General features: G+C 49.0%; 10 protein-coding genes. 5 read left to right on the forward strand and 5 right to left on the reverse strand.

All coding sequences use genetic code 11. From position 1 onward, the window contains the following. The first annotated feature begins 121 nt into the window (after nucleotides 1-121). The gene (locus H579_RS27495) at nucleotides 122-1,177 is read left to right on the forward strand and encodes a response regulator (RefSeq protein WP_051227180.1); all 1,056 of its coding nucleotides are present in this window, start codon (nucleotides 122-124) and stop codon (nucleotides 1,175-1,177) included. A gap of 255 nt (nucleotides 1,178-1,432) precedes the next feature. Here H579_RS27495 and H579_RS0100580 read toward each other — a convergent pair whose 3' ends face one another. The 4 genes from H579_RS0100580 to H579_RS0100595 all read right to left on the reverse strand — a co-directional run bounded on the left by H579_RS0100580 (nucleotide 1,433) and on the right by H579_RS0100595 (nucleotide 6,796). Next, nucleotides 1,433-1,654: a hypothetical protein gene (locus tag H579_RS0100580; protein WP_028299043.1), complete on the reverse strand. Its 222-nt coding sequence runs from the start codon at nucleotides 1,652-1,654 to the stop codon at nucleotides 1,433-1,435. Between the two features lie 152 nt (nucleotides 1,655-1,806). Continuing rightward, nucleotides 1,807-2,238, reverse strand: coding sequence for a universal stress protein (locus tag H579_RS0100585; protein WP_028299044.1), 432 nt, complete (start codon nucleotides 2,236-2,238; stop codon nucleotides 1,807-1,809). Between the two features lie 543 nt (nucleotides 2,239-2,781). After that, entirely contained in the window at nucleotides 2,782-5,448 is a 2,667-nt protein-coding gene (locus tag H579_RS0100590) for a TRAP transporter permease (protein WP_084623758.1), read from the reverse strand. A 358-nt stretch (nucleotides 5,449-5,806) separates the two neighbouring features. Beyond that, entirely contained in the window at nucleotides 5,807-6,796 is a 990-nt protein-coding gene (locus H579_RS0100595) for a TAXI family TRAP transporter solute-binding subunit (RefSeq protein ID WP_028299046.1), read from the reverse strand. A 467-nt stretch (nucleotides 6,797-7,263) separates the two neighbouring features. On the opposite strand from H579_RS0100595, the gene H579_RS0100605 reads away from it, so the two are divergent. Next, on the forward strand, nucleotides 7,264-9,111 hold the full coding sequence (locus tag H579_RS0100605) for an ATP-binding protein (RefSeq protein WP_028299047.1): 1,848 nt from the start codon (nucleotides 7,264-7,266) through the stop codon (nucleotides 9,109-9,111). Nucleotides 9,112-9,134: 23 nt separating this feature from the next. On the opposite strand, the gene H579_RS0100610 is transcribed toward H579_RS0100605, so the two are convergent. Beyond that, a complete protein-coding gene (locus H579_RS0100610; protein WP_028299048.1) occupies nucleotides 9,135-10,100 on the reverse strand; it encodes a TAXI family TRAP transporter solute-binding subunit in 966 nt (321 codons plus the stop codon). Between the two features lie 234 nt (nucleotides 10,101-10,334). Here H579_RS0100610 and H579_RS0100615 point away from each other — a divergent pair, with 234 nt between their 5' ends. From H579_RS0100615 to H579_RS0100625, 3 genes are all read left to right on the forward strand, one after another. Further along, nucleotides 10,335-11,198, forward strand: a complete 864-nt coding sequence (locus tag H579_RS0100615) for a hypothetical protein (RefSeq protein WP_084623759.1) — start codon at nucleotides 10,335-10,337, stop codon at nucleotides 11,196-11,198. Between the two features lie 334 nt (nucleotides 11,199-11,532). Next, nucleotides 11,533-13,161, forward strand: coding sequence for a methyl-accepting chemotaxis protein (locus tag H579_RS0100620; RefSeq protein ID WP_028299050.1), 1,629 nt, complete (start codon nucleotides 11,533-11,535; stop codon nucleotides 13,159-13,161). A gap of 457 nt (nucleotides 13,162-13,618) precedes the next feature. Continuing rightward, complete coding sequence (locus tag H579_RS0100625; RefSeq protein ID WP_028299051.1) at nucleotides 13,619-15,247, forward strand: methyl-accepting chemotaxis protein; 1,629 nt, start codon at nucleotides 13,619-13,621, stop codon at nucleotides 15,245-15,247. Nucleotides 15,248-15,269 lie beyond the last annotated feature (22 nt).

The raw sequence follows: 15,269 nt of genomic DNA on the forward strand, positions 1-15,269 counted from the left end.
CGTTACGGAAAAGTAGGAAACAGTAGCCTATCCATTCCGTTTACTGGCAAAATAGCCGTTGGCTGGATCTGTGTCTTTTCAGCACCTCAGACAATAATTCAAACAATATCGTAGCCCGCTTATGACCCCCTGGAAAATACTGGTTGTTGATGACGAAGAAGGCATTCACGGCATTACCCGAATGATCTTCCGCGATTATGAATTTGAACAGCGACCGATTGAACTGATCAGCGCCATGAATGGTGCCGAGGCTCAGGCTGTACTGCTCCAACACCCGGATATTGCTCTGATCTTACTGGATGTGGTGATGGAGACGGAAAATGAAGGGCTACAGCTGGTTGAGCATATCCGGCATCAGATGAACAATCCGGATGTGCGTATTATTCTGCGTACTGGTCATCCCGGTTATGCGCCGGAAGCTCAGGTGATTATCCAATACGATATAAATGATTATCTGAGCAAAGCGGAGCTATCCGCTTCCCGTTTACTCACTTCTGTCGTGGTGGCGCTACGCTCTTATCGGGATATTCAGCTGGCTCGCCTGCAGCCAGTCGTTGAGAGTGATGAGGTTCAGGAAGAGGCGCCGTTACTGGATAGTGTGGCCTATCAACTGCAGCAACAGATGGCCCCCATTCTGCAGCAAAGCCAACGCCTGCAACAGCTGGATCTTAACCCTGTTGCCAAAGATCTGAGTACTAATCTTTACGCCCAACAACTGCGTCTGAATAACAGCATTCAGTTATTACAAGATATCTACCCTCTGGATCTGATACTGAGTCCTGTTGAGCCGGTTAAATTAATGGATGAGGTGCTGCAGATATTCCTGCCACAAAGTCGTCGAGAGGGTTGGTTACTGGATTACCGTGTTGATTCTGCATTGCCCCAGGTGGTGCAGTTGGATGCAGAACTGATGAAGACTCTATTGATCACCAGCATTGAGCTGGCATTGCTGCAAGCACAAGGCCGGGACCTAAAAGTCAGCCTGCAACAAGGCAATTCTGAGCAACAACTACTGATTCAAGTGCAACAAAGCAGCGGTCAACCGGTGTTCGACCATAGCCCATGGGCACAACACCTGCGGTCGAAACTGCAGCAATTGTGTCAGCAGATGCAGGGGGACTTTCTGGAGATTGATGAGAGTGGTGTCATTCAAAGTTCAGTGCACCTGATAAACTAAAAAATCAAGCTCCGACAACCCAAGCGGATTGTCGGTAGCTTGACTAGCGAAAAGTGCGGCAAGTAATCGGTCTTCTACGCTTTTCATGTGAAAAAGGGTAGAAAACCGTGTCGAGACTCAAGTTCGACGGACTGCATCTCAGGTGCCTGTTTCTGACAGTACCAAGCGCTGTTTAAGGCTAAGTCTGGACAGGAAACAACCGATAGCTGAAAACCACCGAAGCAAAACACCCGTTAAGCAAACAACTGGGCTGAATTAGTTATTTACCAGAATGACACAGCCTTCCTGTGTACGGCGTTGTTGCTCAATCCAAGCCTGAGCGGCTTCTTCGTTTTGAGCGTAAAACACGATACGAGGAATCGGGTTAATAAAACCTTGCGGACCCATCTCGTGGCGGTAAACCCACCAGCTGTCGGAGGCCATTTCACGGATTTTCAGGGCAAACTGTACTGGCGTAATCGGATTAAATGTACTCATAATCTTTCTACTTATCTTTAATCAGTGTGGGGACTTGCCTTGCACTACTCTTCCAACACTAAGCCGCGCAAGATTTTTATTAACTTCACGGTACAACGTTATTAACTTCACGGTACAACACTGGCAATGGCCAGCCACAATTTGCTCGCTGATTAGTCTTTTAGCAGTAACACGGAACAACGAGCCCGCTCTGCGACCCGGGCCGATACCGACCCCAGTAAAAACTCATCCAGACGGGACCTGTGATGGGCCGCCAGCACAACCAAATCGATCTCTTTACGTTTGATATGACGCAGGATGCTCTCCGCCGGAGAACCCTCGTATACCTTTAGTACCGGTTTCACTCTGGCGGGCAGCTTGTCTACCGCAAACTGCTTCAGCTGCTTAGCGACTTTTTTGACCGCTTTGCTATGTTCTTCTTCACTGAAGTAGCCCGCTACCAGGGCATTACCGTAACCGGGTACTACCGTAATCAGGTGCAGCTCGGCGTCGTTGTCTCTGACTTCGCGCATCGCCAGTTCCAACGCCTGCTGACTGAAATCCGGTTCGCCCAGATCTACGGGTACCAATACTCTTTTAAACATCACTTCATCCTCTAAGTGTTATCCACCACTCTTAGTCACGGTGACCGATGAAGTCGGTTGGCGTTGGTCTATTGTTGACCAGACACCTTTAAGAATCTGTCAGTGATGCGACCCTTTTTTTCAATTGCGGACATCGACGGCGACTGAATCTCAGCGCTTTTGCCCTTAGGTCTCACTGAAAAAGCTTTCTTTTCCAGCTCATCATCACGGGGCGAACTTTAGTTCAGCCGCCTGCGCTCTTAAACCCGAACTCACCAAACTAAAAGCTGGACTCTTTCAAACTAAACCCCAATTGTTTGTTGTGGCACTGAGTCACGCTATTACTGATCTCAGTGTCACTTCAATCAGAGCGGCCTAAATACAGGGTTTTCATCTTGATCAGATAATGACTTTAGTTTAGCCAAAGTTGTATCTAATACCCGTGTATTAAGCATTACCCTTTGTTAACTTTTGTGATAACAGGCGTCTTAACACGTCGTGGTTATCGATTGATTGCCCAACGCCTAAGTTGTAGTCATTTGGGCAATCAAACTCTGTAAACACTTATGCTGTAGCAGCACGCTTATTAGCACTATCGGCCTCACGGCGACGCTGTTGAATGACAATAATTAATGCCAGCAATGCCAGTGCAGGAATATAAATCAGTTCTTTCGGTGGTTGTGCCTGTGGCACCTGCACTCCGGTAATCACCTGATCAAAGGCTAAACCGGCTTTTTCTGCGGCACTGTCAAAGCCCACGTAATCCACAATCACCTTGCCATTATTGTTGAGTAATTCAATTCCCGTGCCAGCCAGACGTTCCTGGCCATTGCCACCATCACTCAGCGTTAGGTTTGCCACAAAGGAACGGGCATTACCCACCGCATCTTCACCGTCGATCCAGAAGCGCAGCTCAGTCCCTGATTCGACATTATCCAGCGTCTGAACCACCGCTTGTGGCGCAACCAGCTGATAAGGCTCAACAATCCGATCCATCCAGAAACCGGGACGGAACATGGAGAAGGCCACCAGCAACAGCAGTACGGTTTCATACCAGCGGTTGCGGCTGAAGAAGTAGCCCTGGGTTGCTGCGGTAAATACCAGCATGGCAATAGTCGAAGTGATAAAGATCTGTATACCCTGTATCCAGGTCACATCGATCAATAACAGATCGGTATTGAAGATAAACAGGAACGGCAGTGCCGCTGTGCGCATACTGTAGGCAAAGGCGACAAAACCGGTACGAATCGGATCACCGCCGGATACCGCAGCCGCAGCAAAGGAGGCCAGACCGACAGGTGGTGTTACATCGGCCATAATGCCGAAATAGAACACAAACAGGTGTACGGCAATCAGAGGCACGATCAGACCGGACTCCTGGCCCAGGGAGATCACCACAGGCGCAAGCAGCGAAGACACCACGATATAGTTGGCGGTGGTTGGCAGGCCCATACCCAGAATCAGACTCAGTATCGCAGTCAGAATCAACATCAGCAGCAGGTTACCCATGGACAGCACTTCCACCAGATCGGCCAGCACGGAGCCAACACCGGTCTGAGAAACCGCACCCACGATAATACCGGCGGTTGCCGTCGCAATACCGATACCGATCATATTACGGGCACCGGTAATCAGGCCGTCGATCAGTTCGCTAAAACCCTGACTCAGACGAGCAGACAGATTTTGCTCCTGACGGAAGAAAGCGATCAGCGGACGTTGGGTCAGCAGAATCACAATCATCAGTGCTGTTGCCCAAAAAGCGGACAAACCGGGCGATAAACGCTCGATCATGAGGCACCACACCAGTACCACGACCGGCAACAGGAAATGCAGACCTGATTTCACGGTTGGGCCCACTTCCGGCAGTTGCACCATAGGCTCATTCGGGTCATCCAGTTTCAGATCCGGCACCTTGGCCGCAAAACGCACCAGGGCAACATAGGCTGCGGCCAGCAGAATAGCGATCACGACACCGGCAAAATCGCCAAAGGCCGGTTTGATCCAACCGATACCAAAATAGACTACGGCGGCAATGGCGGAGGTCACCAGGAAACCGCTCAGAATACCGATCAGACGCAGCTGCCAGGGTTTAACCTCGGCGCGACGGGGCAGACCATGCATATCCTGCTTCAGTGCTTCCAGGTGCACAATATAGATCAGTGCCAGATAGGAGATCAGCGCAGGCAGGAAGGCATGGGTAATCACCTGAACATAGGAGATGCCGACATATTCCACCATCAGGAAGGCGGCAGCACCCATTACAGGCGGCATAATCTGACCATTCACTGACGAGGCCACTTCTACTGCACCGGCTTTCTCAGAACTAAAGCCCACACGCTTCATCATCGGGATGGTGAAGGTACCTGTGGTGACGACGTTGGCAATAGAAGAGCCTGAGATCAGGCCAGTCAGGCCAGACGATACTACCGCTGCTTTTGCCGGACCGCCACGCATATGGCCCAGCAGCGAGAACGCCACCTGAATAAAGTAGTTACCGGCACCGGCTTTATCTAACAGCGCACCAAAGAGGACAAACAGGAAAACAAAGTTAGAGGAGACACCCAGGGCGATACCAAATACGCCTTCGGTGGTCAGCCACTGGTGGTTGATCAACTCTTCCAGGGAGACGCCTTTGTGAGCGATCAGATCCGGCATATAAGCGCCGCCCAGAGAATAGGTCAAAAAGACAATCGCCACGATCATCAAGGGTGGTCCCAGCGTACGACGGGCGGCTTCTAACAACAGCACCAGGCCGGTGACCGCTACGACGATATCCTGAGTGTTTGGCAGGCCCGGACGGGTCACCAGCTGCTCATAAAACAGGAAGATATAAGATGCGCTAAACGCTGCCAGCAACGACAAGGCGATATCCGTCACTGGAATATGATGGCGGGGTGAACGAGCCAGCGCGGGATACGCAGTAAAAGCCAGGAAAGTAGCAAAGCCCAGGTGGATAGCACGCACTTCGGTGTCGTTAAAAATACCGAAGCTGCCGATAACCGGCCAGTCGTAAAAAGGCAGTGGGGATGCGATCCATAGCTGGAACAGGGACCATACCAGCGCCGCACCCAGCAGCACTTTACCCTGCCAACCGTCAGGAATACGGGCCCCCGTATCATTGGCAGCAACCATTTCCTGCAGTTCGTTATCATCCACTGGAGAGTTATCTAGTGCGAGCTTGTCCTGTGTGTCAGGGTTTGCATCGGCCGGTCTGTTATGGCGATCAGTCATATCAGCTCCTCAAAAAGATCAGGATCAATTCAGATCAGAAAAAAGCCCTCTGTCCGCCGAGCCCGGCACGCTGTGGGTCTGACGAAGCAGAGGGTCTAAAGAAGGAATCGTTAAGGAGACTGTGAAAAAGCTATTGCCAAATGTTCAACAAACCCAAGCGTTCAACACAAGTCTATGCTCAACAAGCTCAAGCGTTTCACAAGCCCGGACGCTCAGTACATTCGCACCGGGCAATCGAGCTGGACAAAGCTTTATCACAAACACCTTGATAATTAGCGCCGTAGAAAACACCGCAGCGTCCCTCTGCGATATATCTCACAACAGAGGGACGCCGGTATGGCATGGCAAGAGAACGGGATTACATCCAGCCACGCTCTTTGTAGTAACGTACCGCACCTTCATGCAGAGGCGCAGACAGACCCGCTGAAATCATAGTCTTAGGGTCCAGGTTGGCGAATGCCGGGTGCAGGCGCTTGAAGCGGTCAAAGTTATCAAATACTGCTTTTACCACCTGATAAACAGTTTCTGCATCAACCTTGGAAGACGTTACCATAGTCGCAGCGTTACCAAAGGTCGTTATGTCGCTGTCAGTCCCTTTGTACATACCACCTTTAATGGTTGCTTTCGCGTAGAAATCGTTGCTGTTAATCAGCTTATCAATAACCGGACCAGTTACAGGAATCACTTTCGCGTCACAAGACGTGGTTGCTTCCTTGATCGCACCGGATGGGTGACCCACAGAATAGAGCATCGCATCGATCTTGTTGTCACACAGGGCTTGAGCCTGCTCGGAGGCTTTCAGCTCAGACGCCAGCTTAAAGGTGCCTTTGTCCCAGCCTTTTTCAGACATGATCAGCTCCATGGTACCGCGAGTACCGGAACCAGGGTTTTGCAGGTTAACGCGTTTACCGACCAGATCATCGAAGTGCTCGATACCGGAGTCCGCACGGGCCACAACAGTGAAAGGCTCATTGTGTACAGAGAAGAGTGCGCGCAGCTCTTTAAATGCACCTTGCTCCTTGAAGGAATCGTGCTTTTCGCCATTCAGGGCGTAGTATTGCCAATCGGATTGAGCCATGCCCATATCCTGCTGGCCCTGACGGATCGCATTGATGTTCGCTACGGAACCACCGGTAGACGGTGCAGTACACTTAATACCATGATCACTGGTGCCACGGTTAACCAGGCGGCACATGGACTGACCGACAACGTAGTACACGCCGGTTTGACCACCGGTACCGATGTTGACGTAAGTCTGGTTGGCACTGGCGTTAACAGAAGCAAAGGAAGCGGCGATACCCACTGCAGAAGACAGCACGGTAGTGGCAAGTTTAGTTTTCAGAGACATAGTGACCCTTCTTATCGTTATGATCCCATAGCATTGAGCCAATCCTGGGAAGCGGTTTCATCATCTAGCGTTTAAGCACTCCGAAGCGGATAACCACCCACATGACAACAGGTATCTCTGAGCATTGATATGCAGAGACAGGGCGAAAAGAGACCCGGTATCAGGGCCAATTCTGACGATCGGTGATCTCTAAAAACTGCTGTCGTGAAGGTGTGTTATCTGCCACCTGCTGACATACTGTCAGGAGGCAAAACCAAGGTACTTCAAAGTCAGTATCAAGCAGACCGCATTTCATGCCATTAACACCTCTTTCCGTGCCAAAGATGCTACAAATATTTCACTTTTAATAAAAATTGCTGAAAATAAGATAAGAGCATGCGTCTTTATAAGGCTTTAACAGGGCGTTTCTGATCGGCCTTTTACAAAAGTACTCGTGATAAGAGCGCTTTTAATGAGAAATCGAATGTATGGCACCACTGCAGCGTATTAAAAATTTTTGTCGCCATAATCCTCTGGGTTTACGTCTGCTAACGGCTATTCTGATTTGCAGTTCGGCGATCACTCTGGTCGCAACCGCAACTCAATTGTGGCTGGACTATCGCTATGAGTTATCCGCTATTGATGAGCGCTTGTATCAGATCGAGACCAGCTCCATTAAGAGCCTGTCCAATAGTTTGTGGGAGATCAGCCCTGCGCAGGTGCAGGTACAGTTGGATGGGCTATTGCAGCTACCCGATGTACGCTATCTTGAGATTACCTCTCTGTATGGCGATGCTTTTTTTGCCGGAAGTAAACCGCAATCCGGTCAGCTACTGGAGCACCACTACCCACTGACACATGAGGATCATCGTGGCAAAAGTTTTGCGGTAGGGAATCTGACACTGATTATCAGCCTGGACGAGGTTTATCGTCGCCTGGGGGACAAGGTGCTGCTGATTCTTGCCACCCAGGGCATTAAAACCTTTCTGGTTTCGGTGTTTATCCTAACCATTTTTCACCAACTGATTACCCGGCACTTAAGTGCTATGGCGCTCTATGCCCGCCGTTTAAAGCTGGATAAATTGGATCAACAGCTGGTACTGAAACGAACCCCGAAAAATGATGACGAACTGAGTGACGTCGTTTCGGCGATCAATACCATGCGCCGCTCTATGCTGCATGATATCCAAAAGCGGGAACAGGCGGAGCAGTCTCTTGAGCAAGCCAATCAACAGTTGGAACAGCTGAATAGTGAGTTAGAGCAGAGGGTCGCTGAGCGTACTGCTCAGTTACAGGAAAAGAGCCTTCAGCTGGAAGAAAGAGGTCTTCAGTTGGAGGAGAGAAGGCGTCAACTTGAAGAGCGTGGCAATCAGCTTGAAGAGCGTAACGAGGAGTTACAGTCAACCCTGATTCAGCTGAAAGCGACTCAGCGACAATTGGTCGAGTCAGAAAAAATGGCCGCTCTGGGTGAGTTGGTGGCGGGTATTGCCCATGAGATTAATACGCCTATCGGTATCGGTTTTACCGCCGCAACGTTTTTATCGGATCAGGCTAAACAACTGCAACAGCAGATGGTGCTTTCTGCAGGTAATGATTTATCCACAGCAGCCTCTGCAAACCCGCATTCAACCCGTGCTTTTAAAACGACGCACTTGAATCAGTCGCAACCGGATCAAAAGCTGCTCAGCCTGGCATTAGAAAGCAGCGATTTGATCTGCAAGAACCTGGAACGCGCTGCACAATTGGTGCGGGCGTTTAAGCAGGTCTCGGTGGATCAGTCCAGTGAGCAACGGCGTCGTTTTGATCTGATCAAATATCTGGATGAGGTTGTATTGTCTCTTCAGCCACGGCTAAAAAACTGTCGGCCTCAGATTGATATTCAGGGCCCGGAACAACTGCCGCTTGATAGCTATCCGGGTAGCTATTATCAAATCTTCAGTAATCTGATTATCAACTCTGTGATTCACGGTTTTGACAACTGCCCTGGCGGAAAAATTTCAATCAAAGTGACGCTACAAACCCATGAAGGACAGACGTTGTCACAACTGCCTGAAACTTCTGAACAGTACAGGAGTGTCCTCATCAGAATCGATTACTTTGATAACGGCATCGGGATTCCATCGGGCTGGCATAGTAAGCTTTTTGAGCCTTTTGTCACCTCAAAGCGTAATCAGGATTGCAGTGGTTTGGGGATGCATATCACCTACAATCTGGTCAGCCAGATATTGCAGGGGCAGATAGAAAGTCTGCCTTTGGAGAGCGCCAGTGGGGCGCATTTTCGCTTAATGTTGCCTATTCAGCTGTCCAGTCAAGAGCGGGTAAGATCTAATGAGTAATACTGGAAAGTAAGAGCGTGAGCTTAAGGCAAGAAACCCTGCTCCTGAAAATAGCGTTGGGCACCGGGATGCATCGGCGCAGCTAATGGCGTTTGCACCATATGTTTAACATCAAGCACCTCAAAAGCGGGGTGTAGACGCCTGAAGGAATCAAACTGCTCGAACAGGGATTTCACTACGGTATAAGCGACATCGTCGGGCAGATCCGCACGGGTAAACAGGGTCGCATTCACTCCGGCGGTCAGCACATCGTTCTGTCGGTCAGAATAAAGAGAGCCTGGTAGAGTTAAGGCTTGATAGTGACGACTTTGCTGCTCCAGGGCCGCAATGTCTTCAGCCTCCAGATTAATCAAACGACTGTCGCAGTCCTGAATCGCTTCTTTAATGGCACCACTGGGATGCCCGACCACATATAAAGAGGCATCAATACGGTTATCACACAGGGCATCCGCTTGTTCTGCGGGTTCCAGCTCTTCAACCAGAGCAAAATCATCCAACCGCCACCCTCTTGCGGTCATCAGAATATCCATGGTCAGGCGCTGGCTGCTACCGGTTTTGCCGATATTAAAGCGTTTGTGCTTAAGATCCGAAAATGACTGAATACCGGAATCCCTCCGTACCAGCACAGAGATATATTCAGGGAATAGACCCACCAGGGTTCTCAGTTGTGGCGAGGCATGGGTAAAATCTCCCTGACCATAGAAAGCGTTAGCCAGTTGACCCGCTTCGGCAATGCCCAGATCCAACTCACCTGTGGCCACCTTCTGTAAATTAGCCACAGAACCTAAGGTACTGCGTAGAGCACAACGAATACCGTGTTGCTGACGGGTCAGATTCACTAAGCGGCAGATAGCACCACCTGAAGGATAGTAAAGGCCGGTTACCCCGCCGGTTCCTAAAGCCAGGATACGACTATCCGCCAGAGTGGATGCACTCTGTAGCATAACGCCTAACCCCAACAATACGCCGAACACTGATCCGCGCTGCATAGCCCTGTTTACCGCCTTATTTAACCTTTCCTAACACTGTTTAAAGTCACTCTTGACAGGCTACAGATTACTCTATTGATCGCTGGCTGCTTTCAATATAACTGATACCGCCTAACCGCTGACAGACAGTGTACCTATAGCCGGGCACGACAACAATTTTCCAGTTCAGTTTTGCCGCCTATACTTTTTATATCACCACGCATAACCTCGCCAGTCTATTGACAGGATCGCACTATGCAGAATCAAGCCACCATCCGACAACAACTACAGTTTCACTGTCGTCCTTCGACGAGGCAGTCCGTGCTGTTTTTCCGCTATCTGGCCCTGGTGATCCTATGCTGTGCTATCAATACAAAGCTCTATGCCCAGGAGGTGACACTCGATATCCCCATTATTGAAGAACACAGTAACCAGCATCTGTTTTTTCACACCCTGTTATATCGGGCACTACTTGATGCGGGCCACCAACCCAAGCTGGTTGTGCATAAAATTCCTCATTTAAGGGCCAATCAGCTACTGGAAACCGGGGGCCTGTCATTGCTCTGGCTGGTTGAATCCCAAGCACGAAATCAGCGTTTCGTGCCTGTTGAGATCGGATTAACAGATGGCTTAATTGGACAAAGAGTGTTGTTGATACGCCCTGAAGATCAAGATTGGTTTTCCCGTATTCAAACACTGGAAGACCTGAGACAGCGTAATATCCATGCCGCACTGGGAAAACGCTGGTTTGATGTAAAAGTATGGCAACAGAACCAGCTGCCTTTTGTCACTGTTGATGGCAACTGGCGCACCATGTTTACCCTGCTAAAAAGGGCGAGGGTAGACTATCTGTCCCGCAGCGTGATTGAAGTTATTCAGGAGAGCAGGGAGCACCCCACACTGTCTATCGAGAACTCTTTGTTGCTTGTTTATAACAGAGGCTACCGCTTTTACCTGAGCCATAAAGACAAACACTACAAGCCCTTATTGGAAGAAGTGCTGCTTAAAGCTAAAGAATCGGGCCTGTTAAAGCAGTTGGTACAGCAGTACTGGGCTAATGATTTCAGGTTGCTGAAACTGGAACAACGAAAAATTCTAGAGCTTGAAACACCTAAATAAGATGTGGCTAAAAAAGAATAAAGTACACTAAGAAATGTATCATATGCGTGATAAAACACTACATATTGCTTCACAGTTGATTTAAACCGCTTTCAATACAAAATGTTGCTTTTGGTGACATTTTATCACGCGTTTCACAATAGCGCCCCAGCCGTTAACTGATAAAGTGTGCATGATAGTTAGTATTAAAGATGCCTTTGATTGGTAATCATACGATTTAGACTCTATGCTCTAACATGTCACTTGAAATACCCTACCCAGACAGAAGAAAGCGACTGTTTATTTCGCAAAATATCTCTCTGCCCTGGTATCTATTAGCGCGCAGGATATGGCCATGAAGCTACAAAACTTTTCTGTAAAAGTTCGACTCTACTTTTTAATATTTCTTGCCATCTTGGCAATGTTGATCAGTACGGTTACGGGCTTGTTAAACCAAAGAACGGAACTCTATAAAGATGCACGCTTTAATGTCCAGTCGTTGGTAGAAAGTGCTTATACACTGACTGATGGTTTCGCAAAACAAGTCGCTTCGGGGGCGCTTACACAGCAGGAAGCTCAGCAACAGGCCCGTCGTGCCCTTGAATCTATGCGCTATGCGGATGGTGAATATTTCTTTGCTCTGAATTATGACACGCAGGTTGTTGCGCATGGCGCTAAACCGGATTTGGTCGGAAAAAACCTGGCTAACTTTAAAACAGAGGATGGCATCTTTGTCCTTAAGGAGATGTCTAACTTGGGGCGCCAGGGTAAAGAGAGTGGCTTTTTCACTTATCAATGGCCTAAAAGTGGCTTTAATGAACCTAAAGAGAAAATTTCCTATGCGCGGGTAATGCCGCAATGGCAGTGGGTAATAGGCTCGGGCGTCTATGTCTACCAAATTGAAGAACTCTTCATGGCCCAGCTTATTCAGGCATTGATACAGATTGCAGTTATGCTGGCAGCGATGCTGGCTATTGCTGTCGCTATCACCCGCTCTATTACACAACCTCTGGATCGGGTTAGTACCGTGATGAAACAGGTCAGCGATGGTGATCTGACCGTTCGGGTGAATATGCAGGGGAATGATGAACTGAGCCATATGTCGCGCTCGGTTGATGCGACACTGCAGGTTTTTCAGGATCTGGTTTTTATGCTTACCAGCTCAGCCAATCAGCTCCAGGGGGCTGCTGAAGAGTTAGCTGCTACTGCAGAACAAACCAGCGATGGTATCCGTCGTCAATCCCAGGAGACAGAACTACTGTCAGCTGCTATGAACGAAATGTCTGCGACCGTGCAGGAGGTGGCCCGTAATGCTGTGGCCAGTGCAGAAGCGACAAATGCCGCAGATGAAGAAGCGGATGAAGGCAATCATGAGGTCGAAGACACCGTAGAGAAGATCACTCATCTGAGTCATGAAGTAGAAGAGGCTTCCCGTGTGATCAAGGCTCTGGAGAGTGACACAGAAGAGATTGGCGCTGTATTAAAAGTGATTCAGGAAATCTCTGAGCAAACTAACCTACCGGCCTTAAATGCGGCTATTGAAGCGGCCCGTGCCGGTGAAAGTGGTCGAGGTTTTGCCGTTGTTGCCGATGAGGTGCGTAATCTGGCACAACGTACCCAGGACTCGACAAAAGAGATTCATAATATGAATGAGCGTCTGCGCTCAGGCTCCAAAAATGCCGTTGAGGTGATGACCCGCAGTCAGAAGTGGGCAAATGACAGTGTTAAAGCGGCCACTCATGCCGGTGAAGAACTGAAACTGATCGTACAGCAAATGGAACATATCCGGGATATGACTGCTCAGGTGGCTACAGCCACAGAGGAGCAAAGTGCAGTAGCTGAAGAGATGAATCGTAATCTGACCAATATTGTTAACGTAGCGGAGGAAACCGCACAAGGCTCTGACACCGTAGCATCCAGTAGTGAAGAACTCTCACAGCTCGCCATTCAACTGCAACAAAGTGTGGCCCGCTTTAGGTGTTAAAGGAGACTGTTTGGCAGGCTACCTGATCAGGTGGTCTGTCAATATTCTGAATCAAATACATCCCTGCCTTATATCAAGTGGTTTTTCTCCTACCCTGACAGCTCATGTATCAAGAAATTTGTCTGATGATACAGGAGAAACACATAACTCGGCATTGATTTAAAAATACATTTTAAATCAATGTATTAGTGCACTGATTTAGTGCGCATAGCACTTAAACGACTATTCTGTGCACTATTTTTGTGTACTTTTGTTAAGTTTGGTCACGTTTTTTTCTCGACTCATTTTTCTCTTTAGACTAAGGTGGTGCGCAATATCATAAAGCTAATACTGTATTAGCGATATAAAACTACCCCTAACTTGTAGCTACATAATGGATAGTAGCGTGGTGCCTGCTCATGGAGAGCCCCCAAATAATAATAGCTCCCATGATCAGTCGATTATGAGATTTGAGCTAATGACCCTACAAAATTTCACCGTTAAAAAACGTCTTTACCTGCTGATAGCGCTAGCCATTGTCGCAATGGCATTGATTAAAATCATCAGCCTCAACAACCTGCGTAATGAATTGTATAAAAGTGCACACTTGAGTGTGCAGTCACTGGTTGAATCTGCGCATACCCTGGCTTCGGGCTACGCCAAGCGAGCAGAAGCTGGAGAGATAACAAAATCTGAGGCACAGGTTCTAGCCAGAAAAGCGTTGGAAAGTATGCGTTATGCTGGGAGTGAGTACTTTTTTGCTCTGGACTATAACGCCGTCATGGTTGTTCATGGTGCTAAGCCGGAGATTGTAGGTAAAGACTACTCCAATTTTAAAACGAAGGATGGTGTTTTTGTATTAAGGGATATGGCAAATCTGGGACGCCAGGGTAAAAGTGATGGTTTCTTCTTCTACCAATGGCCGAAGGCCGGTTTTGACGAGCTAAAAGACAAAATATCCTATGCTAAGGTGTTACCTGAATGGCAATGGGTGATCGGTTCCGGGGAGTATATCTACGAAATCGAAGAGCTGTTTATGGCTAAGGTGATGGAGGCTGCAGTTCAGTTAATAGTGATTCTGGCCGTTATGATTACCATCGCTGTGATGATTACCCGTTCTATTACCCAGCCACTGGATAGGGTCAGTGACATCATGCATCAGGTGGCTGATGGCGACCTGACCGTAAGGGTTAACCTGCAAGGGAACGATGAGCTAAGTCATATGTCCCGCGCTGTGGATGAAACTCTAAAGGTGTTCCAGGATCTGGTCTTTATGCTGACTAGCTCAGCACACCAGTTGCAAGGTTCAGCAGAAGAGCTGGCTGCCACAGCAGAGCAAACCAGTCAGGGTATTCACCGTCAGACAGAGGAAACAGAGCTGCTGTCTGCAGCGATGAATCAGATGTCTGCCACAGTACAGGAAGTGGCTCGCAACGCTGTTGCCAGTGCCGAAGCCACCCACGCAGCCGATGCTGAAGCCGATGAGGGCAATCAGGAGGTGGCGGGTACTGTACATAAGATCACTCAGCTGAGCAATGAAGTAAAAGAAGCCGCTCGTGTAATCAAGGCGTTGGAGAAAGATACTGAAGAGATTGGCACGGTGCTGAATGTGATTCAGGAGATCTCTGAACAAACCAACCTGCTGGCGCTGAATGCGGCGATTGAAGCAGCCCGTGCCGGTGAGCAGGGTCGGGGTTTTGCTGTAGTCGCAGATGAAGTACGTAACCTGGCTCAACGGACTCAGGACTCCACCAAAGAGATCTACAGTATGAATGACCGTCTGCGCGCGGGATCACGCAATGCGGTTGAAGTGATGGAGCGCAGTCGTCAGTGGGCGGAAGAGAGTGTTCAGGCGGCACAACATGCTGGAGGGGAACTGGGCAAGATTGTGTCTCAAATGCAGCATATTCGTGATATGACCGATCAGGTCGCCGCAGCTACCGAAGAGCAGAGTGCAGTCGCAGAAGAGATGAACCGCAATCTGGTCAATATCGTCAGCGTTTCCAGCGAAACGGAAGCGGGCTCTAATCAGGTTGCTGTCAGCAGTGAAGAGCTGTCGCAACTCGCGGTTCAGCTGCAGGAGAATGTCGCGCGTTTTAAGTGTTAGACCCGGATCAAAGCAAGGAAAC

Origin of the sequence: Oceanospirillum beijerinckii DSM 7166 (genome assembly GCF_000422425.1) — a bacterium.
GTDB lineage: Bacteria > Pseudomonadota > Gammaproteobacteria > Pseudomonadales > Halomonadaceae > Oceanospirillum > Oceanospirillum beijerinckii.

Coding starts and splice junctions, on each gene's coding strand:
- H579_RS0100580 (WP_028299043.1), bottom strand. CDS start 1,654: ATGAGTACATTTAATCCGATTACGCCAGTACAGTTTGCCCTGAAAATC.
- H579_RS0100620 (WP_028299050.1), top strand. CDS start 11,533: ATGAAGCTACAAAACTTTTCTGTAAAAGTTCGACTCTACTTTTTAATA.
- H579_RS27495 (WP_051227180.1), top strand. CDS start 122: ATGACCCCCTGGAAAATACTGGTTGTTGATGACGAAGAAGGCATTCAC.
- H579_RS0100615 (WP_084623759.1), top strand. CDS start 10,335: ATGCAGAATCAAGCCACCATCCGACAACAACTACAGTTTCACTGTCGT.
- H579_RS0100590 (WP_084623758.1), bottom strand. CDS start 5,448: ATGACTGATCGCCATAACAGACCGGCCGATGCAAACCCTGACACACAG.
- H579_RS0100625 (WP_028299051.1), top strand. CDS start 13,619: ATGACCCTACAAAATTTCACCGTTAAAAAACGTCTTTACCTGCTGATA.
- H579_RS0100610 (WP_028299048.1), bottom strand. CDS start 10,100: ATGCAGCGCGGATCAGTGTTCGGCGTATTGTTGGGGTTAGGCGTTATG.
- H579_RS0100595 (WP_028299046.1), bottom strand. CDS start 6,796: ATGTCTCTGAAAACTAAACTTGCCACTACCGTGCTGTCTTCTGCAGTG.
- H579_RS0100585 (WP_028299044.1), bottom strand. CDS start 2,238: ATGTTTAAAAGAGTATTGGTACCCGTAGATCTGGGCGAACCGGATTTC.
- H579_RS0100605 (WP_028299047.1), top strand. CDS start 7,264: ATGGCACCACTGCAGCGTATTAAAAATTTTTGTCGCCATAATCCTCTG.